We start from the raw sequence: 25334 nt of genomic DNA on the forward strand, positions 1-25334 counted from the left end.
CATGCAGTTCGGGCGCACCTACGAGGAGTTCGAGGTCGGGGCGACGTACAAGCACTGGCCGGGCAAGACGGTCACGGAGTACGACGACCACCTGTTCTGTCTCCTCACCATGAACCACCACCCGCTCCACATGGACACCAACTATGCGGAGAAGACGACGGACTTCGGCAAGAACGTCGTCGTCGGGAACTACATCTACTCCCTGCTGCTCGGCATGAGCGTGCCGGACATCTCCGGCAAGGCGATCGCCAACCTGGAGATCGAGTCGCTCAAGCACGTGGCGCCGACCTTCCACGGCGACACGATCTACGGCCAGACGACCGTGCTGGACAAGTGGCCGTCGAAGTCGAAGAACGACCGCGGCATCGTCTACGTCGAGACCAAGGGCTACAAGCAGGACGGCACCCTGGTGTGCGTCTTCCGCCGCAAGGTCATGGTGCCGACCGAGACGTACATCAAGGAGCGCGGCGGCGAGCAGCCCGGCCGCCCCGAGCTCAAGGAGCAGGAGAAGTAAGCCATGGCCCGTCTCGCCCAGACCGCCGGTCTGACCGACGTCCAGCAGGAGATCCTCTCCACCGTCCGGGACTTTGTCGACAAGGAGATCATTCCTGTCGCGACGGAGCTGGAGCACCGTGACGAGTACCCGCAGCAGATCGTCGACGGGCTCAAGGAGCTCGGTCTCTTCGGTCTGATGATCCCCGAGGAGTACGGGGGTCTGGGCGAGTCGCTGCTCACCTACGCCCTGTGCGTGGAGGAGATCGCCCGCGGCTGGATGAGTGTCTCCGGCATCATCAACACGCACTTCATCGTGGCGTACATGCTCAAGCAGCACGGCACGCAGGAGCAGAAGGAGCACTTCCTGCCGAGGATGGCGGCCGGCGACATCCGCGGCGCCTTCTCGATGTCGGAGCCGGCCCTGGGCTCCGACGTGTCGGCCATCACGTCGAAGGCGGTGAAGGACGGCGACGAGTACGTCCTGAACGGCCAGAAGATGTGGCTGACCAACGGCGGCACCTCCTCGCTCGTGGCCGTCCTCGTCCGCAGTGACGAAGGACACCCCGAGGGCACGGCCCCGCACAAGTCGATGACCACGTTCCTCGTCGAGAAGGAGCCCGGCTTCGGTGAGGTCCGCCCCGGCCTGACCATCCCGGGCAAGATCGACAAGATGGGCTACAAGGGTGTCGACACCACCGAGCTGATCATGGACGGCCTGCGCATTCCGGCCGACCGGGTGCTCGGCGGGGTCACCGGCCGAGGTTTTTACCAAATGATGGACGGCGTCGAGGTCGGCCGCGTCAACGTCGCGGCGCGTGGCTGCGGTGTCGCCCAGCGCGCCTTCGAGCTGGGCGTGCAGTACGCGCAGCAGCGCCACACGTTCGGCAAGCCGATCGCCCAGCACCAGGCGATCCAGTTCAAGCTCGCCGAGATGGCCACCAAGGTGGAGGCCGCGCATGCGATGATGGTGAACGCAGCGCGCAAAAAGGACTCCGGTGAACGAAACGACCTCGAGGCAGGGATGGCGAAGTACCTCGCCTCCGAGTACTGCAAGGAGGTCGTGGAGGATGCCTTCCGGATCCACGGCGGCTACGGCTTCTCCAAGGAGTACGAGATCGAGCGCCTCTACCGTGAGGCCCCGATGCTGCTCATCGGTGAAGGTACCGCCGAGATCCAGAAAATGATCATCGGGCGCAGACTGCTCGAAGAGTATCGGTTCCAGGGCTGATTGTCCGGGTACGGGGTGTTATCTCCGGGAGGAAGATCACACCCCGTAGGCACTCTTCGGACGCCGACTCGGCTTCCTGCCTTACCCAGTTGTGCCCGTGAACCGCTACGATCGCGGAAGGCCGCCGTCCCCCTCCTGAAGCGCGGCATCATCCGCTACGAAGGTCATCCATGCCCCACAGCCAAACCTCTGCACCTCGCGACAGCCGAGCCGGCGTACGCCTCGCGCGCGGAGCATCGCCGTGGCTTCTCCCGACCGTCGCCACCGCAGCCCTCAGCCTCGCCCGGGCGCGCCGCTCCGGCGCCGCCAGGGCCGTCGCCGTTCCCGCCACCGCGCTCGCGGCGGGGATGCTGTGGTTCTTCCGCGACCCCGAGCGCGAGATCGCCCAGGGCCGGGTCATCTCCCCGGCCGACGGCGTGGTGCAGAGCATCATGCCGTGGAAGGACGGGCGGACTCGCGTCGCGATCTTCATGAGCCCGCTCAACGTCCACGTGAACCGCGCCCCGCTGGCCGGCACCGTGACGTCGGTCGAGCACATCCCCGGGGGCTTTGTTCCGGCTTTCAACAAGGAGAGCGAGAACAACGAGCGCGTAGTCTGGCATTTCGACACCGAACTCGGCGACATCGAGATGATCCAGATCGCCGGCGCGGTGGCCCGTCGCATCGTGCCGTACATCCCGCAGGGGACGAAGGTCGAGCAGGGCGACCGGATCGGGCTGATCCGCTTCGGCTCGCGTGTCGACCTCTACCTGCCGGAGGGTGTGGAGGTCGCGGTCGAGGTCGGTCAGAAGACCGTGGCTGGGGTGACTCGCATTGACCGTGATTGATCCGCAGACTCAGTCGGGCTGGGTGCCCGAGGCGGCCGAGGAGGACGAGGAGGAGATGCCTCTCTCCCTCCGCCTCTCAATAGCGGACACCCTCACCCTCGGTAACGCCACGTGCGGCTTCATGGCGGTGTACTTCACCACCACCGGCATCCTGATCCCGCACCTGACCGGCAGCCAGGAGTCCGGCATGGCTCGCCACAGCGCGGCCACGGCGGTCATCCTGATGCTCTGCGCGGCGGTCTTCGACCTGTTCGACGGCCTGGTGGCGCGCAAGCTGCGCTCCTCCCCCATGGGCGCGGAACTGGACAACCTGTCCGACCTGATCAGCTTCGGCCTGGCCCCGGCGTACTTCGTCCTGGTCTACGGCATGGTCGCCGACGACGCCCACCAGAGAGTGGCCGCGGTCGGCGCGATCGTCGTTCTGCTGGCGGTCGTGCTGCGGCTGGCGCGCTTCTCGTGCGTGACGATGAAGGACGGCATGTTCCAGGGCATGCCGAGCCCCTTCGGGGCGCTCACGGTCGTGGCGATCGTGCTGCTGGAGCTGCCGTTCGCGGCGACGCTGCTGGCGATCATCGGTACGGCGTGGCTGATGGTGAGCCGCGTGGAGTACCCCAAGCCGCGCGGGCGTCTCGCGGTGGCGATGCTCTCCTGGATCGTGCTCAGCATGGGTTTGCTGGCCGCGTGGGCCTTCGGCGCACCGAGCGGGCAGCTGCTGCTGCAGAGCGGGTGCGCGCTGCAGCTGGTGACGGGGGCGGTGATCCCGCTCTTCGCCACGGCGCGGCGGGTGAACAACTTCCGCGACAATCGGCGCGAGGCGCGTGCCGCGCAGCTTCCGTAACGGCGTTCTTGAAGGGCCCCGGACCGTTGGGTTCGGGGCCCTTTGCCGTGTGCGTGGCCGGTGCGGGGGTCGCTGTCCTGGGGGCTCCGCCCACAGACCCCCGTGAGGGTTTCCCACCCGCCGGTCTCGTTCGGCTGGAAGGTGCCGTGGAGGGTCGGACGGGTGGGCGCCGGTGGAAGGGCCCGGGCCGGGTGCGGCGCCCCACGGCCCGGGACGGCGCCCGTGGCGCGGCGCCGTGACAAAGTTCGGCGAGCGGGCTGCGGAGCCGATGCGCACGAGCCGGGCCCGGAGCCGGCGCAAGCACGGTGCAGACCCCGCCGGCAGCGACCGCGGGCGTCACCGGGAGCCACGGCACCCCGGGGCAGCGCCCGGGGGCGCCCCACGGCCCGGGACGGCGCCCGTGGCGCGGCGCCGTGACGGAGTTCGGCGAGCGGGATGCGGAGCCGATGTGCACGAGCCGGGCCCGGAGCCGGCGCAAGCACAGTGCGGGCCCTGTGCTTGACCCCGCCGGCAGCGACCGCGGGCGTCACCCGGAGCCACGGCACCCCGGGGCAGCGCCCGGCACCCCGGGACGGCACCCGGGACAGCGCCCGCCGACAGTGAGCCCAGGCGGCCCCGAGCACGGCGCCCGGGAACGGCGACGGGGCGGCGCCCGGACAGCGTCCGGCGGCCGGGGCGGCGCCGAGAGAACGGCGACCCCGGGGACGGCGTCGGTGAGGACGCGTCCCCGGGGTCGCCGCCGGAGGACGTGGGCTCTGGGCCTGCAGTCACCGCCGGAGGACGAGGGCCGGGGGCCCCAGTCCGCGCCGGAGGGCGAGGGCTCCGGGCCGCAGTCACCGCCGGAAGACGAGGCCTCCAGGCCCGCAGTCACCGCCGCAGGCCGAGGGCCCCGGGCCCGCAGGCGCCCCCCGGAGGACGACGGCCCCAGGCCGGCAGCACCGCCGGAAGACGAGAGCTCCGGGGCCCCAGTCACCGCCGGAAGACGAGGGCCCCGGGCCCCCAGACACCACTGGAGGACGAGAGCCCCGGGCCCGCAGTCGCCGACGCCGGGCCCGTGCCCCGCGCCGGGGTCACCGACTCCGGGGTCCGGTTCCCCAAGGCTCAGCTCAGGTAGTCCTTCGCGATCTGTTCCGCCACCCGCTCCAGGATCGGGCCCGCGTCCGCGATGCACTTCGCGACGTCCGGCTCGATCTCCGTCAGGGGGTACGCGCGGCGGATGCCGGCGCGGCCCAGGGCCTCGTGCGGGAGGGCGAGGCGGCCGCAGACCGCGACGACCTCCTTGTCCGCCGCCCGCGCCGCCGCAGCGACGCCCGCCGGGGCCTTGCCGTGCAGGGTCTGCTCGTCCAGGGAGCCCTCGCCGGTGATCACCAGCGTGGCCCGCTCCAGGGCCGGGGCGAAGCCGAGCACGTCCAGCATCAGCTCGATGCCGGGGCGAAAGCTCGCGCCGAGCAGCAGGGCGCCATAGCCGATGCCGCCCGCGCCGCCGGCGCCCGGCGACGCGGCGAGTTCGGCGGCCCTGGGGCCGATGGCCTTCTCCAGTACCTGCGCGTAGTGGGCGAGGGCCGCGTCGAGGGTCGCCACGTCCTCCTCGGAGGCGCCCTTCTGCGGTCCGTACACCGCCGCGCAGCCCTTGGGGCCGGTGAGCGGGTTGTCCACGTCACTGGCGAGGACGAATTCCACGTCGGCGAAGCGGGGGTCCACGCCCGACAGGTCGGCCGAGGCGAGGTCCGCCAGGGCGCCGCCGCCCGGACCGACCGGCTCGCCGTCGGCGTCCAGGAAGACCGCGCCCAGCGCGGCCAGCATGCCGGCGCCGCCGTCGGTGGTGGCGCTGCCGCCCACGCCGAAGACGATGGTGCGGGCGCCCGCGTCGAGGGCGGCCTTCAGCACCTCGCCGGAGCCGTAGGTGGTGGCGGTCAGGGGGGCGAAGACGCCCGCCGGGAGCAGCTGCAGGCCCGAGGCCTCGGCCATCTCCACCACCGCGGTGCCGTCGCGCAGGGCGAAGGCAGCCGTGACCGGCTCGCCGAGCGGGCCGGTGACCCGGACCTCCCGGCGTTCGAAACCGGCCGCGACGGCGGCCGCGACCGTGCCGTCACCGCCGTCCGCGACGGGGAGGGTCTCGACCTCCACGCCGGGTACGACCCGCCGCAGCCCGGCCGTCACCCGCTGGGCGACCTCCACCGCCGTCAGCGAGCCCTTGAACTTGTCCGCGGCAACGAGCACCCGCCGGGTGCCCTCCACAGCAGCGTCCGCCACCTTGCTATCCCCTTGCTCTCCGGGCCCGACGCACGTCGGGGCCAGTCGCGCCGCTGCGACCATAACCGGAGGACACCCCCGGCGTCATGCCCCGCCCGCTCCCTGGAACGCCCGCTGCCTGCGCAGACCCGGCCGCGAGCGGGTACCCCTCCCCCATGACCGCTGTGGGCACGAGACCGGAACTGGCCGACCACATCCTCGGAGGCTGGCTGGGCCGGATCGCGGGCAACATGCTCGGCAAGCCGGTGGAGCAGGGCGAGGTGTGGACCCGGGACCGCATCGACCGCTATCTGCGGCGGGCCGCCGCGCTCCCGCTGACCGACTACCTGCCCGAGCCCGCGGACGGCGGTGAGCACGATCCGCCGCTGCGCCCCGAGTGGCGCGACTGCGTGCGCGGCCGCATCCACGGCAGCTGCCGTGACGACGACATCGACTACGCGATCCTCGGTCTGCACCTGCTGGAGACGTACGGCTTCGCCTTCAGCACCGAGCAGGTTGGCGACCTGTGGCTGCTGCGACTGCCGTACCTGCAGACGTTCACGGCGGAGCGGGCGGCGTACCGCAATCTCGCCAACGGGCTCAAGCCGCCGCTGACGGCGACCTTCGACAACCCCTACCAGGAGTGGATCGGTGCGCTGATCCGCGCCGACGTCTTCGGCTGGACCTGTCCCGGCGCCCCGCGCCGCGCGGCCCTGCTGGCCCGCCGGGACGCGGTGCTGTCGCACACCGGCAACGGCGTGTACGGCGCGATGTTCGCGGCCGCGCTGATCTCCGCCGCGTTCGGCGCGCCCGGCGTGCGGGACGCGCTGGAGAGCGCGCTGGCGGTCGTACCGGCGAGCAGCCGGCTGGCCCGGACCGTACGGCGGGTGATGTCGCTGCACGAGACGCGGCTGCCCTGGGAGGACACCCTGGCCACGGTCGAGGAGGAGACCGCCGGGCTGGGCTGGATCCACACCGTGCCCAACGCCGCGGTGCTCACCGCGGGCCTGCTCTACGGCGACGGGGACTTCTCCCGCACCATCGCGCTCACCGTGCGCGGTGGCCTGGACACCGACTCCAACGGGGCGACGGCGGGGTCGGTGGCCGGGGTGCTGGCGGGTGCCGCGGCGATCCCGGCGCAGTGGAAGGAGCCCCTGGAGGACACTGTGCGCAGTGCGGTGTTCGGCTTCGACGGGGTGCGGATCAGCGAGCTGGCCGAGCGGACGTTGCGGCTGGCCGGAACGGAGGTCTGACGCGCGCGAAGGCTGGTTACCCTTCCTGGATGACCACAGCTGACTTCGCGACGTACATCGCCTCCCTCCCGCGCGTGCTGGCCGGGGCCGCCGCGCTGTTCCGGGATGCCGAGGGCCGGGTGCTGCTGGTGGAGCCCAACTACCGCGAGGGGTGGGCGCTGCCGGGCGGGACGATCGAGTCCGACGACGGTGAGACGCCGCGGCAGGGTGCGCGGCGCGAGACGCTGGAGGAGATCGGTCTGGACCGGCCGCTGGGCCGGCTGCTCGCCGTGGACTGGGTGCACGGCCCGGGCCGCCCGCCGCTGGTGGCCTATCTGTACGACGGCGGTGTGCTGACCGAGGACGACCTCAAGGCGATCCGCCTGCAGGAGGAGGAACTGCTGTCCTGGCGGCTGGTGCCGCGCGAGGAGCTGGCCGACCACCTCCTCGACGCCCTGGGCCGTCGTGTCCTGGTCGCCCTCGACGTCCTGGCGGAGGGCTCCGGCACGGCCGAGCTGGAGAACGGCCACCGGGTCGGGTGAGCGGCGGCGTGCTCAGCCGTCGGTGTGCCGGGGCTTGACGTCCACCTCGCGCAGCGCCTCGTCCGGGGTCGCGGTGCGGGCCTCGGTGCGGTGGCCGCGCTCGACGTAGTCGCGCACGACCAGCTCGACGGCGTCCTGGGGGCTGCCCACGCCCGCGAGGACCATGACCTCGACGACGAGTTCGGCGTCGAGCGAGACGGTGACCTTGGCCATGCGCGGACCCTAACACCGAGCGTCCGCGCGGGGAATGTGTTCCGGGGAGCATCCTCAGCGGTGCGCGGAGGGGGCGGGGAGGCGGTACACGACGCTCCGGCGCAGTGGGCCGTCGGGCACGCCCGGGTCGTCGAAGTCATCTGCCGGGTCGTGGGTCATGCCGAGCCGGCGCATGACGGCCTGCGAGCGGACGTTGGCGGCCGCGGTCACCGCGAGGATCTCCGGGAGCCCGAGACGCGCGAAGCCGAAGTCCAGCACCGCGCGGGCGGCCTCGGTGGCGTAGCCGTGCCCCCACGCCGGGCGGGCCAGCCGCCACCCGGCCTCCACGCCGGTGAACGGCATGTCCTCCTCCACCGGGTCCAGCCCGGCGAATCCGATGAACGCGCCGGTGGCCCGCACCTCGACCGCCCACCAGCCCCAGCCCCGCCGGTCGAGGTCGGCCTGGAAACGCGCCACGGACGCGTCGCTCCGCTCGGGAGTGAGGACGTCGGGGAAGTAGGCGCGGACCTCGGCGTCGGCGTTCATGGCCGCCCACGGGGGGAGGTCGGACGCGCGCCAGTGGCGCAGCAGAAGCCGGTCGGTCGTCAGCTCGGACATCGGGCCAAGCTAACGCGGCCACCTGCTCCCGGACGACCGGTTATCGCCGCCCCCGGTCCGGGCCTTCCCCGCTCGGACGCCGCGCGGATACTCGCTCGCTCCTGAACCGGCGGGCGTCCTAGTCTCGGCCCATGACCAGGCCCCTCGTAGCGATTCTCAGTGGCGCGGGCATCTCGACCGACTCCGGCATCCCCGACTACCGCGGCCCCCGGGGGCTGTGGCGGCGCGATCCGGACGCCGAGAAACTCGTGACCTACTCGTACTACATGGCGGATCCGGAGATCCGGCGGCGCTCCTGGCGGATGCGGCGCGAGAACGGCGCGCTCCAGGCGCGGCCCAACGCCGCGCACCGGGCCGTCGCGGAGCTGGAGCGGGCCGGGGTGCCGGTGCGGGTGATCACGCAGAACGTGGACGGGCTGCACCAGCTGGCCGGGATGCCCGCCCGCAAGGTGCTCGAACTGCACGGCAGCGCCCGCAGCGTGGTGTGCACCGCGTGTCATGCGCGCGGTTCGATGCAGGACGCGCTCGCGCGGGTCGACGCCGGTGAGGAGGATTCGCCCTGCCGGGACTGCGGCGGCATCCTGAAGCCGGCGACCGTCATGTTCGGCGAGCGGCTCGACCCGATGGTGCTCGGTGAGGCGGCCGCGATCAGCAAGGCGTGCCAGGTGTTCATCGCCGTCGGCACCTCTCTCCAGGTGCAGCCGGCGGCCGGGCTCGCGGGTGTCGCCGCCGACCACGGGGCGCGGCTGATCATCGTCAACGCCGAGCCGACGCCGTACGACGAGCCGGCGGACGAGGTGATCCGCGAGCCCATCGGTACGGCCCTGCCCGCGCTGCTCCGCCGGATCGGCGGCGGCGAGAACGGGTGACGCCCGCGGCCTTCGACCACACCGGTTCCGGAGCAGTCGAAGGTCACGGGCGTCAGCCGTCGGTCAGAGCGCGATCTCGACGCAGGACTCGGCCTGCAGGCACGCCTCGCCGGTGCCGGCGGCGCCGACGGCGAGCCCGGCGCCGAGGCCCCCACCGGCGTGCACGGCGAGACCACCGGCGACGTTGTCGAGTTCGGCCTCGGAGATCTCGGCGGTCTCGACCTGGTAAACGGAGTTCATGACTGTTCCCTTTCGTACTGGCTGCCGAAAGATCCAAACACGCATGCGGAGGGTTACCGGCCGGTCCAGGGGGGTCTGCGGTGAATCTGCACAGCACATGCGCACGGCGGTCAGAACAGCGCCGCACCGCCTTCGAAGTCCAGCAGTTGGCGCTTGCGGGGCAGGCCGCCGCCGTAGCCGGTGAGGCCGCCGTCCGCGCCGACGACACGGTGACAGGGGACGATGATGCCGATCGGGTTCTTGCCGTTGGCGAGGCCGACCGCGCGGGAGGCACTCGGGGCACCGAGGGCGGCGGCCAGCTCGCCGTAGGTGCGCCGCTCGCCGTACGGGATGGCTCGCAGCTGTTCCCACACACTGCGCTGGAACGGCGTGCCGTGCAGGCGCAGTTCGAGGGTGAACTCCCTCAACTGACCCGCGAAGTACGCCTTGAGCTGCTCCTCCGCCTCGGCGAACGGGGTCGGGTCGCGGTCGCCGAAGGTCTCCTCGGGCGGGCGGTGGCGCTGTGCGGTCATGTACAGCCCGCACAGGACGCCGTCGTCGGCGACGAGGGTGAGCGGGCCGCACGGGCTGTCGATGACGGTGTGCTGCTTCATGAACGTCCTCACACGGGCAGGAAGTTGATGGGGTGGTCGTCGGTCGCCCACAGGTACTGCACGGCGTACGCCCGCCACGGGCGCCAGGCCGTCGCGCGGGCGGTGAGGGCGGCCGGAGTGGCGGGCAGGCCCAGCTCGGCGGCCGCGCGCCGGATGCCGAGGTCGGTGGGGAGGAAGGCGTCGGGGTCGCCGAGGGCGCGCATGGCGATGACGTCGACGGTCCAGGGGCCGAAGCCGGGCAGGTCCAGCAGGCGGGCTCGGGTCTCGGCCCAGTCGCTCTCGACGCCCAGATGGAGGGAGCCGTCGGCCAGGTGACGGACCAGGGTGGTGAGCGTGGTGCGGCGGGTGCGGGGCATCGCCAGGGTCTCGGGGTCCACCGCCGCGAGGGCCCGCGGGGACGGGAAGAGATGGGTCAGGCCGCCCTCCGGGTCGGTGACCGGCTCGCCGTGCGCCGTGGTGAGCCGGGCGGCGTGGGTGCGGGCGGCCGCGGTGGACACCTGCTGCCCGAGCACGGCCCGCACGGCGAACTCCGCCTCGTCGACCGTACGCGGCACGCGCCGCCCGGGCGCCTTGTCGACCAGGGGCGCGAGCAGCGGATCGATGCGCAGCGCGTCGTCGACGGCGACCGGGTCGGCGTCCAGGTCGAGCAGACGGCGGCAGCGGCTGATCGCGACGGTGAGGTCGCGCAGGTCGGTGAGGGTGAGGCGGCAGGCGATGTGGTCTGGGCGCGGGGTGAGGGCGGCGATGCCGTGCCCGTACGGCAGCCGCAGCGTGCGCCGGTAGGAGCCGTCCCGCCACTCCTCCACGCCGGGTACGGCGGTCGCGGCGAGGTGCCCGAAGAGGTTGTCGGGGTTCAGCGGGGCCCGGAACGGCAGGCGCAGCGACAGGGTGCCGGGGGCGGCCGGCGCGGCGCTCTTCGGCGCATGGGCGCGCAGGTCGCTCGGGGCGAGGGCGAAGACCTCGCGGACGGTGTCGTTGAAGGTGCGGATGGAGGAGAAGCCGGCGGCGAAGGCGATGTCCGCCATCGGCAGCTGTGTCGTCTCGATGAGCAGGCGCGCGGTCTGGGCGCGCTGGGCGCGGGCCAGGGCGAGGGGTCCCGCGCCCAGTTCGGCGAGCAGTTGGCGTTCGACCTGGCGGGTGCTGTAGCCGAGGCGGGCGGCGAGGCCGGGCACGCCCTCACGGTCCACGACGCCGTCGGCGATCAGCCGCATGGCGCGGGCAGTGAGGTCGGCGCGCTGGTTCCACTCGGGTGAGCCGGGGCTGGTGTCGGGGCGGCAGCGCTTGCAGGCGCGGAAACCGGCCTGCTGGCAGGCGGCCGCGCTCGGGTGGAAGGTCATGTTCTCGGGTTTCGGCGGCACGGCCGGGCAGCTGGGCCGGCAGTAGATGCCGGTGGTCAGGACGGCGGTGAAGAACCAGCCGTCGAAGCGCGCGTCCTTGGACTGGACGGCGCGCACGCACCGCTCCCGGTCGGTGTGCATCCCGTTCTGCATGCCTCCAGCATCGGCCACGCACGGGGCCCGGGCTGGCGGGAATCCGACATCGACGCGGCGTGGGCTGCGCCGGGACCGATCGCTGCCGGACGCGTTCACCGGATGCCGCGGCGTCGTTACGATACGGCCATGGCCCATGGTGTCGTCCCCACCCGCCGGCCGGCACGCGGAGCACACCCGGTCGGGCAGCGGTGACGCCGCCGGGTGAGCCGGCGCCGCGCCGGGCGATGTGGCCGCTGTACGCGGCCGGCTTCACCACCGCCTTCGGCGCGCACGGCATCGCGGCCAACCTCGGCGCGGCCGACGCGGACGCGGTCACCTCCCTGCTGGTCCTCGGCGGGCTGCTCGCGCTGTACGACGGCGCGGAGGTGCTGCTCAAGCCGCTGTTCGGCACGCTGGCCGACCGGGTCGGGGCGCGCCCGGTGCTGCTGGGCGGGCTGCTCGCCTTCGCGGCCGCGTCCGCGCTGTACGTCGCCGTGGACCGCCCCGGCTGGCTGTGGGCGGCGCGGCTCGGTCAGGGCGCGGCGGCCTCCGCCTTCTCGCCGTCGGCGTCGGCGCTGGTGTCCCGGCTGAACCCGGCGGTGGGGCAGGGGCGTGCCTTCGGCAGCTACGGCTTCTTCAAGTCCGTCGGCTACACGCTGGGCCCGCTGCTGGGCGGGCTGCTGGTCTGGGCCGGGGGGCTGCGGCTGCTGTTCGGGGTGCTCGCGGTGCTCGGCGCCGGGGTCGCGCTGTGGGCGTGGGTGGCCGTGCCGGTCGTACCGCCGCTGCCCAAGGAGCGGCAGACGGTGCTGGATCTGGCGCGGCGGCTTGCCGATCCGGTGTTCCTGGTGCCTACGGCGGCGCTGGCGGGGGCGACGGCCGCGCTGTCGGTCGGGGTGGGTTTCCTGCCGGTGTCCGGGCGGGCGGCCGGGCTCGGGCCGGTGGCGACGGGCGCGGCGGTGTCGGTGCTGGCGGCGTGCGCGGCCGTCGTGCAGCCGCGGGCCGGGCGGGCACTGGACGCCGGGCGGCTGCGCACGGGGGCCGGGCTGGGCGCGGGGCTGCTGCTGGCGGCGGCCGGGGCGGGGTGCGCGATGCTGCCGGGGCTCACGGGGGTGCTGCTCGCCGCCGCGCTGATCGGGGTCGGCACCGGGCTGGTCACACCGCTGGGGTTCGCCGCGCTGGCCGCGGGGACGCCGAAGGAGCGGCTGGGGCAGACCATGGGGGCGGCGGAGCTGGGGCGGGAACTGGGCGACGCGGGCGGGCCGTTGCTGGTCGCGGGGGTGGCGTCGGCGGCGACCCTGACGTACGGGTACGCCGCGCTGGCGGTGCTGCTGGCGCTGGGGCCGGTGCTCGCCCGGGTGGGGCGAGCACCGGTGCGGCGCGCCGGAAGCCGGACGGACGCGCGCTAGAAGTTGATCATGTGGCCGGCGAGTCCGTGGACGGCCTCCTTGACCGCCTCGCCCAGCGTCGGGTGGGCGTGGACGTTGCGGGCGACCTCGTGGACGGTGAGGTCCCACTGCTGGGCCAGGGTCAGCTCGGGCAGCAGCTCGGTGACGTCGGGGCCGATGAGGTGGCCGCCGATCAGCTCGCCGTACTTGGCGTCGCTGATCAGCTTGACGAAGCCGGTGGAGTCACCGAGGCCGTGCGCCTTGCCGTTCGCGGTGAAGGGGAACTTGGCCACCTTCACGTCGTAGCCGAGGTCGCGGGCCTGGGCCTCGGTGTAGCCGAAGCTGGCGATCTGGGGCTGGCAGTAGGTGGCGCGCGGGATCATCACGTACTCCAGCTCCATGGTCTCGGCGTCCGCGATGGTCTCGGCGGCGACCACGCCCATGGCCTCGGCGGCGTGCGCCAGCATCAGCTTGGCGGTGACGTCGCCGATGGCGTAGATGTGCGGCACGGAGGTGCGGCAGCGGCCGTCGACGTCGATCGCGCCGCGGTCGGTGACCTTGACGCCGGTGTTCTCCAGGCCGTAGCCCTCGACGTTCGGGGCGAAGCCGATGGCCTGGAGCACCTTGTCGGCCTCCAGCACCTGCTGGGAGCCGTCCTTGGCGGTGACGGTGACGCGGACCTGGGGGCCGGACTCGTCGATGGCGTCCACGCGGGTGGAGGTGAGCACGTCGATGCCGAGCTTGCGGTACTGCTTGGCAGCTCGGCGGAGACCTCGGCGTCCTCCAGCGGGGCGACGCGGTCCAGGAACTCGACGATGGTGACCTTCACGCCGTAGTTGTGCAGCACGTAGGCGAACTCGATGCCGATCGCGCCGGCGCCCGCGATGACGATCGACTGCGGGAGGTCCTCGGCGAGGATCTGCTCCTCGTACGTCACCACGCGCGCGGTGCGCTTGGTGCCGGGCAGCAGCTTGGGGGTGGCGCCGGTGGCGATGATGCAGTTGTCGAAGCCGATCGTGCGCGTGTTGCCGTCGTAGTCGGCGACCTGGAGGGTGTTCGCGTCGAGGAAGGTGCCCCGGCCGTCGAACTCCGTGATCTTGTTCTTCTTCATCAGGTAGTGGACGCCCTTGACCCGGCCGTCGGCGACGCGGCGGCTGCGGCCGAAGGCCTCGCCGTAGTCGAAGGAGATGGGGCTGTCCGACTTGATGCCGAAGGTCTTCGCCTCACGGGTGACGATGCGCGCGAGCTCGGCGTTGCGCAGCAGCGCCTTGGTGGGGATGCAGCCGACGTTCAGGCAGACGCCGCCCCAGTACTTCTCCTCGACGACGGCGACGCGCTTGCCCAGCTGGGCGGCGCGGATCGCGGCGACGTAGCCGCCGGGGCCCGCGCCGAGGACCACGACGTCGAAGCGCTCGTCCTGCTCGACCATGAGGACTTCCTTTTCGGGTGTGCCGTGAAGTGCTGACCCACGGATTCTTTCTCCCCCACAGCCTCCCCGCCACGCCGATCACACATCTCACCCGGACCAGGGGTGTGATCTTGCTCCTTGCCACGACGTGACGGAGAAGGCCTTCACCCTGGAGGCCGCCCGGGTCAGCCGGCTGCGGTCGGTCGCCGCGACAGTGCCGTCGCCAGGTTCACGTCCGTGACGGGCCGCAGGCGGTAGGTGTACGTGTAGTCGCGGTCGGCGAAGAGTTTGTACGCGTCGTGGGTGTGGGCGCCCCAGCTGTTGTCTCCGCCGACGCCCATCTGGCGGTGGTTGACCCGCAGGACGACCTCCTTGCGGGGGCTGAGCTGGTAGTCGTGGCGGACGCCGAGGGACAGGTCCTCCGGGGTGAAGTGGGACGCGTTGACCTCGATCAGCGGCTCTCCCGCCACCAGCAGGCCGCGGCCGGCGCCGTCCGTGAGGGCGGCCCAGCGCACGTCGGTCTTGTTGCCGTTCTCCTGGGGGCGGATGTACGAGGTCCACTGCTCGGAGACGGTGCCGGAGTACAGACCGACGTCGGTGCCGTCCTTGCGGTCCCAGTAGTTGTCCTCGGGGCCGCGCCCGTAGTAGTGCAGGTGCTCCAGCCGCTCCGGCAGGAACAGCATCGTGCCGACCTCCGGGATGTACGGCAGGCTCGCGGCGCCCGGATGCAGGGTGTGGTCGACGCGGATCTCGCCGTTGCCGAACACGGTGTAGGTGGTGGAGTACGCCGATGCCACCGTCGTGGGCAGGGTGCCGGCCACCTTGATCTCGACGGCGCGGTCGCGCAGGGGCCGCACGGTCACACCGGTCACGGCACGGCGGGCGCCCGCGTCGCGCCAGGTCTGGTTGCGGGTGTGCTGGCCGTTGCCGCGGTCGTTGTCGGTGGGTGCGCGCCAGTGGTTGGGCACCGGCCCGGAGGTGAGCAGGCGCATTCCGGCGGCCTCGTAGGAGGTGATCAGGCCGGTGCGCTTGTCGACGACGACGGTGAGGTCGTCGCCGGTGACGGTGACGGACTCCGCCGTGTCGCTGTACCGCAGCGCCGGGACGGTGCTCAGCGGGACCGGGGTCACCGCGGGGCTGCCGGCGTCGAGGGGGATCTGCTGCCGGGCCACTTCGAAGCCGGCCTTCGCCCAGGGCGTGGCCTCCTTGGTGGTGAAGGACAGCCGGAGGAAGTACTCCGTGCCGGGCGCGGGGCTCGCCGGCAGGGTCAGCGGCACGGTGACGTCCTTGTGCGCGAGGGGAGCCAGGTCCAGCTGGTCGCGGCTCAGCTTCCCCTTCTGCACCACGACGCCGTCGGCGAGCAGGGACCAACTTCCGTCGAATGCACGGACGTTGGTGAACAGATACTCGTTGGTGAGCGTCACCCGGCGCGGGTCGCCGCCGGCCGGGGCGGCGTTGATCGCCTGGTAGATCCGCTTGACCTCGGCGGCCTTGCCGGTGTGGCCGCGGTCGGCGGTGACGATGCCGTCGGCGACGAAGGCGCCGTCGTTGGGGTTGTCGCCCCAGTCGCCGCCGTACGCGAAGAAGGTCTTGTCCTCCGGCTCGGCCTCGGCGTGTTCCACGGTGGCCGCGTCGAACCAGAACCGCACCCCCGCGTCCCCCGGCCCGCGCCCCTCGGCGGCCAGCTCACCGGCGCCCAGCGCACGGGCGTAGACCCGTGCCCGCCGGATCGTGCCGCTGAACTCGCGGGTCATGTTGTCCACGTCGGTGGCGAGGGAGAGCGGTGCCGTGGTGCCGGTGGGCCGCAGGGTGGTGGTCCGCGTGGCCTTCGCCGCGCCGTCGACGTACAGCGTCACCGTGCCCGCGTCCGCGTCGAAGACGCCGGCGACATGGTGTTCGCGGCCGGTCCAGTCCGCGGGCAGCGCCCAGCTCGCGGTGTTCCACTGGCCGGCGCTGTGGATGAAGAACTCCAGGTTCCCGTCGGTCTGTTTGAGGGCGTACTGGGTGTCGCCCTTGGCGAGGATCGGCTGGTGGTAGCCGGTGACGCGCGGGGTGATCCACGCCTCCAATGTGAGCGAACCGGTGAGGTCGAGACTGTCGTCGCGAGCGAAGACGGTGGCGCCGCTCAGGCCCCTGGCGCGGTCGAAGGAACCGGCGGGAGCGAGGATCTCTCCGCGCAGCCGGCCCGGCCCGGTCTCGGTGAGGAGCGTGCGCGCGGGGGTCGGCCAGCTCAGCGACTGGTCGACGAAGTCCCAGATCCAGCCGCCCTGCAGGACGTCATGGCGGCGGATGAGATCCCAGTACTCCTTCAGGTTGCCGTTGGAGTTCCCCATCGCGTGGGCGTACTCGATCATCACGTACGGCCGGGTGTCGGCGGTGTCCTCGGCCCGCTGCCCGACGCGCGCGGGGCTGTCGTACATCTCCGAGCGGATGTCGCTGACGCCGGGGCGGTCGTCGCCCTCGTACTGGATGACGCGGGTGGGGTCGTAGGAGCGGATCCAGTCGTGCATGGCGGAGAACGTGCTGCCGCCGCCGGCCTCGTTGCCGAGGGACCAGATGACCACCGAGGCGTGGTTCTTGTCGCGGTGCACCATGTTCTGCGCGCGGGCGACGCAGGCGGCGGTCCACTCGGGGTGGCTGCCGGGGTACTGGCCGCGGATGCCGTGCGTCTCGAGGTTGGTCTCGTCGACGAGGTAGAGGCCGTACTCGTCCGCGAGTTCCAGCCACTGCGGGTTGTTCGGGTAGTGGGAGGTGCGGACGGAGTTGATGTTCATCCGCTTGATGATCTCGATGTCGCGCACCAGGTCGGCGCGGGTGAGCGCGGTGCCGCGGTCGGGGTGCATCTCGTGGCGGTTGGTGCCGCGGAAGGACACCGGCTGCCCGTTGATGCGCATCAGGCCGTCCTTGAGCGCGAACTCCCGCAGCCCCACCCGGTGCGAGAGCGTCTCGGTCACCTTCCCGGCCGCGTCGCGCAGTCGCAGGACGGCGGTGTAGAGATACGGCCGCTCGGCCGACCACAGCTTCGGATCGGGTACGGCTCTGGCGGCCTGTACGGTCAGCTCGCCGCCGGAGCCGAGGTCGGCGCTCTGCTGCAGGGGCCGGGGCCACACGGGGTGGCCGGCCGCGTCGTACAGCATCGTCTCGACGGTGTACCGGCCGCCGCCCTCACCGGCGTAGTCGCGCACGCTCGCGGTCACCTTCAGCTCCGCCGACCGGTAGCCGTCGCCGAGCGGGGTGTCCAGCTTGAAGTCGCGCAGGTGCACGTTCGGCGTGGAGTACAGGTAGACCGAGCGGAAGATGCCGCTCAGCCGGATCATGTCCTGGTCCTCCAGCCAGTCGCCGTCGGAGTAGCGGTAGACCTCTACGGCGATCTGGTTGGTGCCGGGCTTCAGATGGTCGGTGATGTCGTACTCGGCGGGCGTGTAGGAGTCCTCGTGGTAGCCGACGAGCTGTCCGTTGATCCACACGTAGTGCGCGGACTTGACGCCCTCGAAGTGCAGGAAGGTGCGGCGGCCTGACCAGTCCTCGGGGACGGTGAAGGTGCGCCGGTACTGGCCGACGGGGTTGTAGCGGGTCGGCGCGGCGGGCGGCTGCACCTCCTCGCCGAGGCCGTTGGGACCCCAGTAGGGGTAGGTGATGTTGACGTAGATCGGGAAGTCGTGGCCGTGCAGCTGCCACACGGAGGGGACGGGGATGGTCTCCCAGTCCCGGTCGTCGAGGTCGGTGCGGTGGAAGTCGGCGTCCCGGTCGTCGGGGCGGTCGGCGTAGGCGAACTTCCAGGTCCCGTCGAGACTGCGCCGGTACGGCGAGGCGGTGCGGTCGGCCTTCAGCGCCTGGGCGAGGTTCGCGTACGGCATGAGCGTGGTGTGCGGTGGCTCGGTGCCGACCTGGAACAGGTTCATGTGCCCGTTCCACTCCGGGCGGTCGCCCGCTGCCTCGCGCGGTCCTGCGGCACGCGCGGTGGCGGACGGTCCGGACAGGGCGAGCGCGCCGAGCACGGCGGCGGAGGACTCCAGGAGACGACGGCGGCTGACGACCGTGCGCTCGGGACGGGCGGACGGGGACGCGTTCGGGTGCGGCATGACCAGGGCCTTCCTGACGACCGACACGCAACTCATGGTGACTGAGGGCTTACTGAGCCCCCGTCACCCTAGAACCCGAACACATTCCTATCAATGATTCTGTCGGAGTTTGTGCGATCCTGATGGGCACGCTTCGCCCATCAGGATCAGCGGCACGTGGCGTGTCCGGCTCGGGCCGCGCGGAACCGGCGGCACCTCGGCGCGGAACGGCTACGCCCCGACCTCGGCCTTCACACCGGCGAGCGTCGCCTCGATGCCGGTGCGCAGCAGGGCGAGCCGGCCCTCGATGATCTGCTCCTCACGCTCCGGATACTTCTCCACGAATTCCTGCAGCGGGCCGCGGCCGGGACCGATGCGCATGCCGTGCCGCAGCCGGGTGGCCGTCCCGTCGGCGACCGACTCCAGGGTGTACGTCCACAGGGCGAGCGCCTCTTCGTCCGGGTTGCTGTGCCGGACGACCTCCCAGGTGAAGGTGCGCGGCTCCTCGAGCGCCGTGATGCGGCTGACGGTGCGCCACTCCCCGATGCTCTCGTTGTGGTTGCGGCCGGAGAAGCGCGCGCCGACGGCCGGCCCGCGCGCCCCGTCGAGCCACTCCACCTCCTGCAGCTCCGGGCTGTACTTCGCCGAGGTGGCGATGTCCGTGACGACCTTCCACACCTGCTCCGGCGCGGCGGCTATCTCGATCTCACATTCGACGCCGGGACCATCGGAAAAACGCATCGCTTCGACCTCCGGAAAAGGGGAACGGCTCCATGCCGCGCGGCCGGTGAACGATCACCGGCTGCACGGCGCGGCCAGGCTAGCGCGCGCCTCTGACGCACCGTCAACGACGGGGGCCTTCGGGCGCGCCGCCGCGTCAGCCCAGTTGCCGGGCGAACGCCTCGTACGCGCGGTCGTCGAAGAGGACGAAGCGGACCTCTTCCACCGCCGTGGGGGTGGCGCGGACCGTCTCCACCGCGATGCGGGCCGCGTCGTCCATCGGCCAGCGGTAGACGCCCGTGGAGATCGCCGGGAAGGCGACGGTCTTCGCGCCGAGTTCGTCGGCCACGCGCAGGGACTCCCGGTAGCAGGAGGCGAGCAGGCCGGAGCGGTCCTCGCTGCCGCTGTGGACCGGGCCGACCGTGTGGATCACCCAGCGGGCGTCCAGCTCGCCCGCGGTGGTGGCGACCGCCTGGCCGGTGGGCAGGCCCTTGCCGTAGGAGGAGGCGCGCAGCTTGCGGCAGTCCTCGAGGATCGCCGGGCCGCCGCGGCGGTGGATCGCGCCGTCGACACCTCCGCCGCCCAGCAGGGAGGAGTTGGCCGCGTTGACGAGGGCGTCGGCGCTCTGCCGGGTGATGTCTCCCTGGGCCAGGGTGATCCTGGTCATTCCTGCCTCAGCCTCCTCCACACGGCCTTGGCCGCGTTGTGCCCCGACATGCCGTGCACGCCCGGACCCGGCGGGGTGGCCGACGAGCAGATGAAGACCGCCGGATGCGGGGTGGCGTACGGGAACAGGGACAGTCTGGGGCGCAGCAGCGTCTGGAGTCCGGACACCGCGCCGGAGGCGATGTCACCGCCTACGTAGTTGGCGTTGCGGGCGGCCAGTTCGGGCGGGCCGGCGGTGGCGCGGGCGAGGACGCGGTCGCGGAACCCGGGGGCGAACCGCTCCAGTTGGCGTTCCAGCGCGTCGGTGAGGTCGCCGGTCCAGCCGTTCGGGACATGACCGTAGGCCCAGAAGACGTGCCGGCCCTCGGGCGCGCGGGTGGGGTCGACCACGCTCGGCTGCACGGTGATCAGGAACGGCCGCTCGGGGGCGCGGCCCTCGCGGGAGGCAGCGCGCAGGGCCGCGCCGATCTCCGCGCTGTTCGCCCCGATCTGCACCGTGCCGGCGGTGCGGGCCTCCGGCGCGGTCCATGGGACCGGGCCGTCCAGGGCGTAGTCGATCTTGAAGGCGGCGGGGCCGTAGCGGAAGCCGTCGTAGTAGCGGCCGAATCCCGCGATGCGGGCCAGGGCGGTGGGTGAGGTGTCGAAGACGTAGGCGCGGGCCGGGGGCAGGTCGTCGAGCCGCTTGACCTCGTAGTCGGTGTGGACCTCGCCGCCCAGGTCCGTCAGGTAGGCGGCGAGCGCGTCGGAGATTGACTGGGAGCCGCCGCGGGCGACGGGCCACCCGCGGGCGTGTGCGGCGAGCGCGAAGACCAGGCCGATGGCACTGGTGGCGACGCCGCTGAGCGGGGCCATGACGTGCGCGACGAGACCGGCGAACAGCGTCTTGGCCTTCTCGTCGCGGAAGCGGCGGGTCAGCCAGGTGGACGGGGGCAGACCGGCCAGGCCGAAGCGGGCGAGCGTCACCGGGTCGCGGGGCAGCGAGGTCAGCGGCAGGGACATGAAGTCCCGGGCGAGGGTGTCCCATCTGTGCAGGAACGGCTCCACCAGCCGGCGGTAGGCGCCGGCGTCGCGCGGGCCGAAGGACGCGGCGGTCTCGGCGACCGAGCGGGCGAGCACGGCCGCGCTGCCGTCCGGGAAGGGGTGCGCCATGGGCAGCTCGGGGTGCAGCCACTCGAGCCCGTAGCGATCCAGCGGCATGGCGCGGAAGGCGGGCGAGTTGACAGCGAGGGGGTGCGCCGCGGCGCACGGGTCGTGGCGGAAGCCGGGCAGCGTCAGCTCCTCGGTGCGCGAGCCGCCGCCGACGGTGTCGCGGGCCTCGAACAGGGCGACGGAGAAGCCGCGGCGGGCCAGCTCCACGGCTGCGGTCAGTCCGTTCGGCCCCGCACCCACCACGACCGCATCGAGCATCGACGGCACCTTCGGACCCCTTCGTCAGCCGATGGCCTGCCTGAGGGGATCAGGATATGCCGGGGCACCGACGGGCCCGGCGGCGCGGTCGGCTCCCACCCCGCGGGCCTTGCCCGCCGGCCCCCTGCCACGGCACCGCTCCCCCCCCTTACGCCCCCTGCTGCGGCACCGCTCCTCCCCTTACGTCCGTCTGCGTCAGCAGGGCCTGTATCCGGCGCGCCGTGGCCGCGTCGCGGGCCGCGGTGAAGGGCAGGGCGTTGCCGCCGGTGATGCGGAACGGCTCTCCGGTGATCGTCAGGTGGGTGCCGCCCGCCTCCTCGACCAGCAGCAGGCCCGCCGCGTGGTCCCAGGCCGCCTCCCAGGAAAAGGCGACACCGTCGGACTCGCCGCGCGCGACGGCCAGATACTCCAGGCCCGCCGAACCGCAGGCGCGCGGCGCGACGCCCGGCGTCCACAGGCCCAGCAGGGCGCGCTTCTGCTCATCGGTGGTGTAGTCGGGGTGCGAGGTGGCGACCCGCAGGTCCCTCCCGGAGACCGGCGGTCCGGCGTACAGCCGCTGTCCGTCGAGGTGGGCGCCACCGCCCCGTACCGCGGTGGCGAACTGGCCGCGGGCGGGCGCGAACGTCCACGAGGCGCACAGGACGCCGCCGTGGGCGAGCGCGACCAGGGTGCAGAAGCCGTCCTCGCCGCGCACGAACTGCCGCGTGCCGTCGACGGGGTCGACGATCCACACCGGCGCCTCGCCCCGTATCGCCTCGTACGTCGCCGGGTTGGCGTGGACGGCCTCCTCGCCGACCACCACGGAGCCGGGCAGCAGGGCGCGCAGGCTCTCGGTGAGATACAGCTCGGCCTTGCGGTCGGCGTCCGTCACCAGGTCGTGCGGCCCGCTCTTGACGTCCACCTCGTGGTCGGCGAGCTGCCGCCAGCGGGGCATGATCTCGGCCGCGGCGGCCTCGCGGACCGCCTCCTCCACGTCGGCCGAGCGGCGGGCGAGAAACTCCTCGATGGTTCCCGTGTCTTGGATCATGCCTCCATCACAGCATGCGGCACTGACATTCCTCACTCGCCCCGTGCACATCGGGTGGAATCGGTATGAACGTGCGGCTCCGCACCTCCTGCACGAAACCGCGGAAGTTCAGCGTCCCACCGCGTACCCCTGCATCCCCCGCGGGTTCGCCGCCGCCGACAGCACGCCGGTGCGCGGGTCCCGGGCGACCGCGCAGAGCCGGCCCTCGGACCAGGGCGGGCCGACGGTGACGTCATGGCCGCGGCGGCGCAGCCCGGCGACGACGCCGGGGTCCGTGCGGGACTCGACGGTCAGGGCGCCCGGCCGCATGGCGCGCGGGTAGAAGGAGCCGGGGAAGCTGTCGTGGTGCCAGTTCGGGGCGTCGATGGCACCCTGCAGGTCGAGTCCGCCGCGCACCGGGGAGCGCAGGGCCGCGGCGAGGAAGAAGTGCAGCTGCCACTGGTCCTGCTGGTCGCCGCCGGGGGTGCCGAAGGCGAGGACGGGCACGCCGTCGCGCAGCGCGAGGGACGGCGTGAGGGTGGTGCGCGGGCGGCGTCCGGGCGTCAGGGAGTTCGGCAGCCCCTCCTCCAGCCAGGTCATCTGCAGCCGGGTGCCGAGCGGGAAGCCCAGCTCGGGCACGACGGGGTTGGACTGCAGCCAGCCTCCGCTGGGTGTGGCGGAGACCATGTTGCCCCAGCGGTCGACGATGTCGAGATGGCAGGTGTCGCCGCGTGTGGTGCCGTCCGCGGTCACCAGCGGCTCGCCCGGCACCGGGGAGGTGACCGGCTTGGCGACGGTGGGCTCGCCGACACCGAGCGCGGCCAGTGGATCGGAGCCCGGCCGGACCGTGGCGGCCACGCGCGCGTGCGCGCTGAGCCGTGGGGTGCGGCCGCCGGGGCTGCCGGGCCGCAGCTCGGTGGAGGCGGTGTCGCCGATCAGGGCCCGGCGGGCCGCGTTGTAGTCCTCGGAGAGCAGCTCGTCGACGGGCACGCCGGCGGCGTCGCCGTACCAGGCCTCGCGGTCGGCCATCGCGAGCTTGCAGCCCTCGACGAGCAGGTGGACGTAGTCGGCGGAGCCGTGGGGCGGCAGCTCCGGCGGGAGCAGGGCGAGTTGCTGGAGCAGGACGGGTCCCTGGCTCCAGGGGCCGGCCTTGCACAGGGTCCAGCCGTTCCAGTCGTACGTCACGGGCGCCTCGTAGGTCGCGGACCAGCCGGCGAGGTCGGCGAGCGTGAGGGTGCCGGTGTGGCGCTCACCGCTGGTGTCCAGCGTCGGCCGGCCGGCCTGGCGTACCAGCGCCTCGGCGATGAAGCCGCAGCGCCATACCTCCCGCGCGGCCTCGATCCGCTCCTGACGGTCCCCCGCCCCGGCGGTCTCGGCCAGCAGCCGCTTCCAGGTGGCCGCGAGCGCGGGGTTGCGCAGCAGTTCGCCGGGCCGGGGCGCGCGGCCGCCGGGCAGATAGACCTCCGCCGAGGACGTCCACTCGGTCTCGAACAGCTCCCGTACGGTCTCCACGGTCGCGCCGACGTTCTCCACGGGCGCGTGCCCGTGTTCGGCGTAGCCGACGGCGTACTTCAGGACGTCGGCGAGGGACTTGGTGCCGTGGTCGCGCAGCAGCAGCATCCACGCGTCGAAGGCGCCCGGCACGGCGGCGGCGAGCGGGCCGGTGCCGGGCACGAGGTCCAGGCCGAGCGCGCGGTAGTGCGCGACGCTCGCGCCCGCCGGGGCCACGCCCTGTCCGCACAGCACCCGCACCTCGCCGCCGGCCGGGGCGAGCAGGATCGGCACCTCGCCCGCCGGCCCGTTCAGGTGCGGCTCCACCACGTGCAGCACGAACGCCCCGGCCACGGCGGCGTCGAAGGCGTTGCCGCCGTCCTCCAGGACCGCCATGGCCGACTGGGAGGCCAGCCAGTGCGTGGAGGACACCATGCCGAAGGTGCCCTGCAGGGTGGGCCGGGTGGTGAACACGGGCGCCTCCTGGGTTCGGGGTACGTCTCCCGGGTGGATCGTACGAGCGTGATCACGCTCCGGGGAACACGGCGACGACCTGCGGCGTTGATCTCGTAGGCAGGAGGGGAGGCCCAGTGCACGGTGAGTACAAGGTGCCCGGCGGCAAGCTGGTTGTCGTGGACGTGGACGTGGCGGACGGCGTGCTGCGGCACGTGCGTGTAGCGGGCGACTTCTTCCTGGAGCCGGACGAGGCGCTGTACGCGGTGAACGGCGCGCTGGAGGGCGCCCCGGCGGACACCGACGCGGCGGGGGTCGCGGCCCGCGTCGACGCGGCGCTGCCCGAGGGCACCGTGATGTACGGGCTGACCTCCGAGGGCGTCGGCATCGCCGTGCGCCGCGCCCTCGCGCACGCCACGGACTGGACGGACTACGACTGGCAGCTGATCCACGACGGCCCGCAGTCACCGGCGCTGCACATGGCGCTGGACGAGGTGCTGACCGCCGAGGTGGCGGCCGGACATCGCCCTCCGACGCTGCGCGTGTGGGAGTGGGGCGCACCCGCGGTGATCATCGGCAGCTTCCAGTCCCTGCGCAACGAGGTCGACGCGGAGGGTGCCGCGCGCCATGGTGTCCAGGTCGTGCGCCGGATCTCCGGCGGCGGCGCGATGTTCGTCGAGCCGGGCAACACGATCACCTACTCGCTGTCGGTGCCGCAGGCGCTGGTACAGGGCCTGTCCTTCCAGGACAGCTACGCCTATCTCGACGACTGGGTGCTCGGCGCGCTCGGCGACATGGGCATCCGGGCCTGGTACCAGCCGCTGAACGACATCGCCACCGACCAGGGAAAGATCGCGGGCGCCGCACAGAAGCGGCTCGTGGCCCCGCACGGCGGGTCGGGAGCCGTCCTGCACCACGTGACCATGTCGTACGACATCGACGCCGACAAGATGGTGCAGGTGCTGCGCATCGGGCGGGAGAAGCTGTCCGACAAGGGGACCAGGAGCGCGAAGAAGCGGGTGGACCCGCTGCGCCGGCAGACCGGGCTGCCCCGCGAAGCCGTCATCGAGCGGATGGTCGACTCCTTCCGTACCCGGTACGGCCTGACCGAGGGCAAGGTCACGGACGAGGAGCTGGCACGCGCCGAGGAGCTGGCCCGCACCAAGTTCTCCTCACCCGAGTGGACCGCCCGGGTGCCCTGAGCATCCCGGCAGGAGCGGCTTTTCGCCCAAGTCCGGCGTCCGCCGACACGTCAGCGTCACCGCACCGGCACGGAGCGAGTTCGCCCTTCCGCCCCACGGGGAGTCATGTGACACTGTCGTCCCGTCCGCACTGCGGACCCCCCCTCACAGCCTCCCC

Annotated in this window: 21 protein-coding genes and 1 pseudogene; 9 read left to right on the top strand and 13 right to left on the bottom strand. The window is 72.6% G+C overall.

Translation table 11 applies throughout. The features are described 5' to 3' along the window. The first annotated feature begins 1 nt into the window (after window position 1). The 4 genes from AB0J12_RS00905 (at window position 2) to pssA (ending at window position 3388) form a co-directional block, all read left to right on the top strand. Complete coding sequence (locus AB0J12_RS00905) at window positions 2-514, top strand: MaoC family dehydratase (protein ID WP_030948303.1); 513 nt, start codon at window positions 2-4, stop codon at window positions 512-514. Window positions 515-517: 3 nt separating this feature from the next. Beyond that, entirely contained in the window at window positions 518-1723 is a 1206-nt protein-coding gene (locus tag AB0J12_RS00910) for an acyl-CoA dehydrogenase family protein (RefSeq protein WP_363261958.1), read from the top strand. A 170-nt stretch (window positions 1724-1893) separates the two neighbouring features. Beyond that, window positions 1894-2550 (top strand): phosphatidylserine decarboxylase, encoded by a 657-nt coding sequence (locus tag AB0J12_RS00915; RefSeq protein ID WP_103783614.1) that lies wholly within the window; start codon window positions 1894-1896, stop codon window positions 2548-2550. Between the two features lie 22 nt (window positions 2551-2572). Continuing rightward, entirely contained in the window at window positions 2573-3388 is an 816-nt protein-coding gene (pssA, locus tag AB0J12_RS00920; protein ID WP_363262270.1) for a CDP-diacylglycerol--serine O-phosphatidyltransferase, read from the top strand. A 1101-nt stretch (window positions 3389-4489) separates the two neighbouring features. Here the strand turns inward: pssA and AB0J12_RS00925 are convergent. After that, a complete protein-coding gene (locus AB0J12_RS00925) occupies window positions 4490-5641 on the bottom strand; it encodes a glycerate kinase (protein ID WP_363261959.1) in 1152 nt (383 codons plus the stop codon). 155 nt (window positions 5642-5796) lie between these two features. On the opposite strand from AB0J12_RS00925, the gene AB0J12_RS00930 reads away from it, so the two are divergent. Beyond that, complete coding sequence (locus tag AB0J12_RS00930; protein ID WP_363261960.1) at window positions 5797-6873, top strand: ADP-ribosylglycohydrolase family protein; 1077 nt, start codon at window positions 5797-5799, stop codon at window positions 6871-6873. 29 nt (window positions 6874-6902) lie between these two features. Continuing rightward, complete coding sequence (locus AB0J12_RS00935) at window positions 6903-7394, top strand: NUDIX hydrolase (protein WP_363261961.1); 492 nt, start codon at window positions 6903-6905, stop codon at window positions 7392-7394. Between the two features lie 12 nt (window positions 7395-7406). Here AB0J12_RS00935 and AB0J12_RS00940 read toward each other — a convergent pair whose 3' ends face one another. Beyond that, window positions 7407-7607, bottom strand: a complete 201-nt coding sequence (locus tag AB0J12_RS00940; protein ID WP_363261962.1) for a DUF2191 domain-containing protein — start codon at window positions 7605-7607, stop codon at window positions 7407-7409. Window positions 7608-7661: 54 nt separating this feature from the next. Beyond that, window positions 7662-8204, bottom strand: a complete 543-nt coding sequence (locus AB0J12_RS00945) for a GNAT family N-acetyltransferase (RefSeq protein WP_363261963.1) — start codon at window positions 8202-8204, stop codon at window positions 7662-7664. 131 nt (window positions 8205-8335) lie between these two features. Here AB0J12_RS00945 and AB0J12_RS00950 point away from each other — a divergent pair, with 131 nt between their 5' ends. Then, a complete protein-coding gene (locus AB0J12_RS00950; protein ID WP_363261964.1) occupies window positions 8336-9073 on the top strand; it encodes a Sir2 family NAD-dependent protein deacetylase in 738 nt (245 codons plus the stop codon). A gap of 63 nt (window positions 9074-9136) precedes the next feature. On the opposite strand, the gene AB0J12_RS00955 is transcribed toward AB0J12_RS00950, so the two are convergent. The 3 genes from AB0J12_RS00955 to AB0J12_RS00965 form a co-directional block, all read right to left on the bottom strand. Beyond that, window positions 9137-9313: a hypothetical protein gene (locus AB0J12_RS00955; RefSeq protein WP_363261965.1), complete on the bottom strand. Its 177-nt coding sequence runs from the start codon at window positions 9311-9313 to the stop codon at window positions 9137-9139. A gap of 110 nt (window positions 9314-9423) precedes the next feature. Then, window positions 9424-9906, bottom strand: a complete 483-nt coding sequence (locus tag AB0J12_RS00960; protein WP_363261966.1) for a methylated-DNA--[protein]-cysteine S-methyltransferase — start codon at window positions 9904-9906, stop codon at window positions 9424-9426. Window positions 9907-9914: 8 nt separating this feature from the next. After that, window positions 9915-11396: an AlkA N-terminal domain-containing protein gene (locus AB0J12_RS00965; protein ID WP_363261967.1), complete on the bottom strand. Its 1482-nt coding sequence runs from the start codon at window positions 11394-11396 to the stop codon at window positions 9915-9917. Between the two features lie 227 nt (window positions 11397-11623). Here AB0J12_RS00965 and AB0J12_RS00970 point away from each other — a divergent pair, with 227 nt between their 5' ends. Then, on the top strand, window positions 11624-12784 hold the full coding sequence (locus AB0J12_RS00970) for an MFS transporter (RefSeq protein ID WP_363262271.1): 1161 nt from the start codon (window positions 11624-11626) through the stop codon (window positions 12782-12784). On the opposite strand, the pseudogene lpdA reads toward AB0J12_RS00970, so the two are convergent. The 7 genes and pseudogenes from lpdA to AB0J12_RS01005 form a co-directional block, all read right to left on the bottom strand. Further along, window positions 12781-14192 (bottom strand): annotated as a pseudogene (gene lpdA / locus AB0J12_RS00975) (dihydrolipoyl dehydrogenase). The gene AB0J12_RS00970 and the pseudogene lpdA overlap by 4 nt on opposite strands. A gap of 164 nt (window positions 14193-14356) precedes the next feature. Beyond that, on the bottom strand, window positions 14357-18253 hold the full coding sequence (locus AB0J12_RS00980) for a glycoside hydrolase family 2 TIM barrel-domain containing protein (protein WP_363262272.1): 3897 nt from the start codon (window positions 18251-18253) through the stop codon (window positions 14357-14359). A gap of 210 nt (window positions 18254-18463) precedes the next feature. Continuing rightward, window positions 18464-18973 (bottom strand): SRPBCC family protein, encoded by a 510-nt coding sequence (locus AB0J12_RS00985; protein ID WP_363261968.1) that lies wholly within the window; start codon window positions 18971-18973, stop codon window positions 18464-18466. 136 nt (window positions 18974-19109) lie between these two features. Beyond that, window positions 19110-19619: an O-acetyl-ADP-ribose deacetylase gene (locus tag AB0J12_RS00990; protein WP_363261969.1), complete on the bottom strand. Its 510-nt coding sequence runs from the start codon at window positions 19617-19619 to the stop codon at window positions 19110-19112. Further along, window positions 19616-21025 (bottom strand): NAD(P)/FAD-dependent oxidoreductase, encoded by a 1410-nt coding sequence (locus AB0J12_RS00995; RefSeq protein WP_363261970.1) that lies wholly within the window; start codon window positions 21023-21025, stop codon window positions 19616-19618. The genes AB0J12_RS00990 and AB0J12_RS00995 overlap by 4 nt, the downstream gene beginning before the upstream one ends. Before the next feature lie 148 nt (window positions 21026-21173). Then, window positions 21174-22052, bottom strand: a complete 879-nt coding sequence (locus AB0J12_RS01000; RefSeq protein ID WP_363261971.1) for an inositol monophosphatase family protein — start codon at window positions 22050-22052, stop codon at window positions 21174-21176. A 108-nt stretch (window positions 22053-22160) separates the two neighbouring features. Beyond that, a complete protein-coding gene (locus AB0J12_RS01005; RefSeq protein WP_363261973.1) occupies window positions 22161-23996 on the bottom strand; it encodes a gamma-glutamyltransferase in 1836 nt (611 codons plus the stop codon). A 116-nt stretch (window positions 23997-24112) separates the two neighbouring features. Here AB0J12_RS01005 and AB0J12_RS01010 point away from each other — a divergent pair, with 116 nt between their 5' ends. Further along, window positions 24113-25177 (top strand): biotin/lipoate A/B protein ligase family protein, encoded by a 1065-nt coding sequence (locus AB0J12_RS01010; RefSeq protein WP_363261974.1) that lies wholly within the window; start codon window positions 24113-24115, stop codon window positions 25175-25177. The last annotated feature ends 157 nt before the right edge of the window (window positions 25178-25334 follow it).

It is taken from the genome of Streptomyces sp. NPDC049915 (assembly GCF_040656475.1).
Lineage (GTDB): Bacteria > Actinomycetota > Actinomycetes > Streptomycetales > Streptomycetaceae > Streptomyces.

What these genes read in the sequence shown, in the direction of transcription:
- AB0J12_RS00905 (WP_030948303.1), top strand. Translation starts at nt 2, where the DNA reads ATGCAGTTCGGGCGCACCTACGAGGAGTTCGAGGTCGGGGCGACGTAC.
- AB0J12_RS00910 (WP_363261958.1), top strand. Translation starts at nt 518, where the DNA reads ATGGCCCGTCTCGCCCAGACCGCCGGTCTGACCGACGTCCAGCAGGAG.
- AB0J12_RS00915 (WP_103783614.1), top strand. Translation starts at nt 1,894, where the DNA reads ATGCCCCACAGCCAAACCTCTGCACCTCGCGACAGCCGAGCCGGCGTA.
- AB0J12_RS00930 (WP_363261960.1), top strand. Translation starts at nt 5,797, where the DNA reads ATGACCGCTGTGGGCACGAGACCGGAACTGGCCGACCACATCCTCGGA.
- AB0J12_RS00935 (WP_363261961.1), top strand. Translation starts at nt 6,903, where the DNA reads ATGACCACAGCTGACTTCGCGACGTACATCGCCTCCCTCCCGCGCGTG.
- AB0J12_RS00940 (WP_363261962.1), bottom strand. Translation starts at nt 7,607, where the DNA reads ATGGCCAAGGTCACCGTCTCGCTCGACGCCGAACTCGTCGTCGAGGTC.
- AB0J12_RS00945 (WP_363261963.1), bottom strand. Translation starts at nt 8,204, where the DNA reads ATGTCCGAGCTGACGACCGACCGGCTTCTGCTGCGCCACTGGCGCGCG.
- AB0J12_RS00950 (WP_363261964.1), top strand. Translation starts at nt 8,336, where the DNA reads ATGACCAGGCCCCTCGTAGCGATTCTCAGTGGCGCGGGCATCTCGACC.
- AB0J12_RS00955 (WP_363261965.1), bottom strand. Translation starts at nt 9,313, where the DNA reads ATGAACTCCGTTTACCAGGTCGAGACCGCCGAGATCTCCGAGGCCGAA.
- AB0J12_RS00960 (WP_363261966.1), bottom strand. Translation starts at nt 9,906, where the DNA reads ATGAAGCAGCACACCGTCATCGACAGCCCGTGCGGCCCGCTCACCCTC.
- AB0J12_RS00965 (WP_363261967.1), bottom strand. Translation starts at nt 11,396, where the DNA reads ATGCAGAACGGGATGCACACCGACCGGGAGCGGTGCGTGCGCGCCGTC.
- AB0J12_RS00970 (WP_363262271.1), top strand. Translation starts at nt 11,624, where the DNA reads ATGTGGCCGCTGTACGCGGCCGGCTTCACCACCGCCTTCGGCGCGCAC.
- AB0J12_RS00980 (WP_363262272.1), bottom strand. Translation starts at nt 18,253, where the DNA reads ATGCCGCACCCGAACGCGTCCCCGTCCGCCCGTCCCGAGCGCACGGTC.
- AB0J12_RS00985 (WP_363261968.1), bottom strand. Translation starts at nt 18,973, where the DNA reads ATGCGTTTTTCCGATGGTCCCGGCGTCGAATGTGAGATCGAGATAGCC.
- AB0J12_RS00990 (WP_363261969.1), bottom strand. Translation starts at nt 19,619, where the DNA reads ATGACCAGGATCACCCTGGCCCAGGGAGACATCACCCGGCAGAGCGCC.
- AB0J12_RS00995 (WP_363261970.1), bottom strand. Translation starts at nt 21,025, where the DNA reads ATGCTCGATGCGGTCGTGGTGGGTGCGGGGCCGAACGGACTGACCGCA.
- AB0J12_RS01000 (WP_363261971.1), bottom strand. Translation starts at nt 22,052, where the DNA reads ATGATCCAAGACACGGGAACCATCGAGGAGTTTCTCGCCCGCCGCTCG.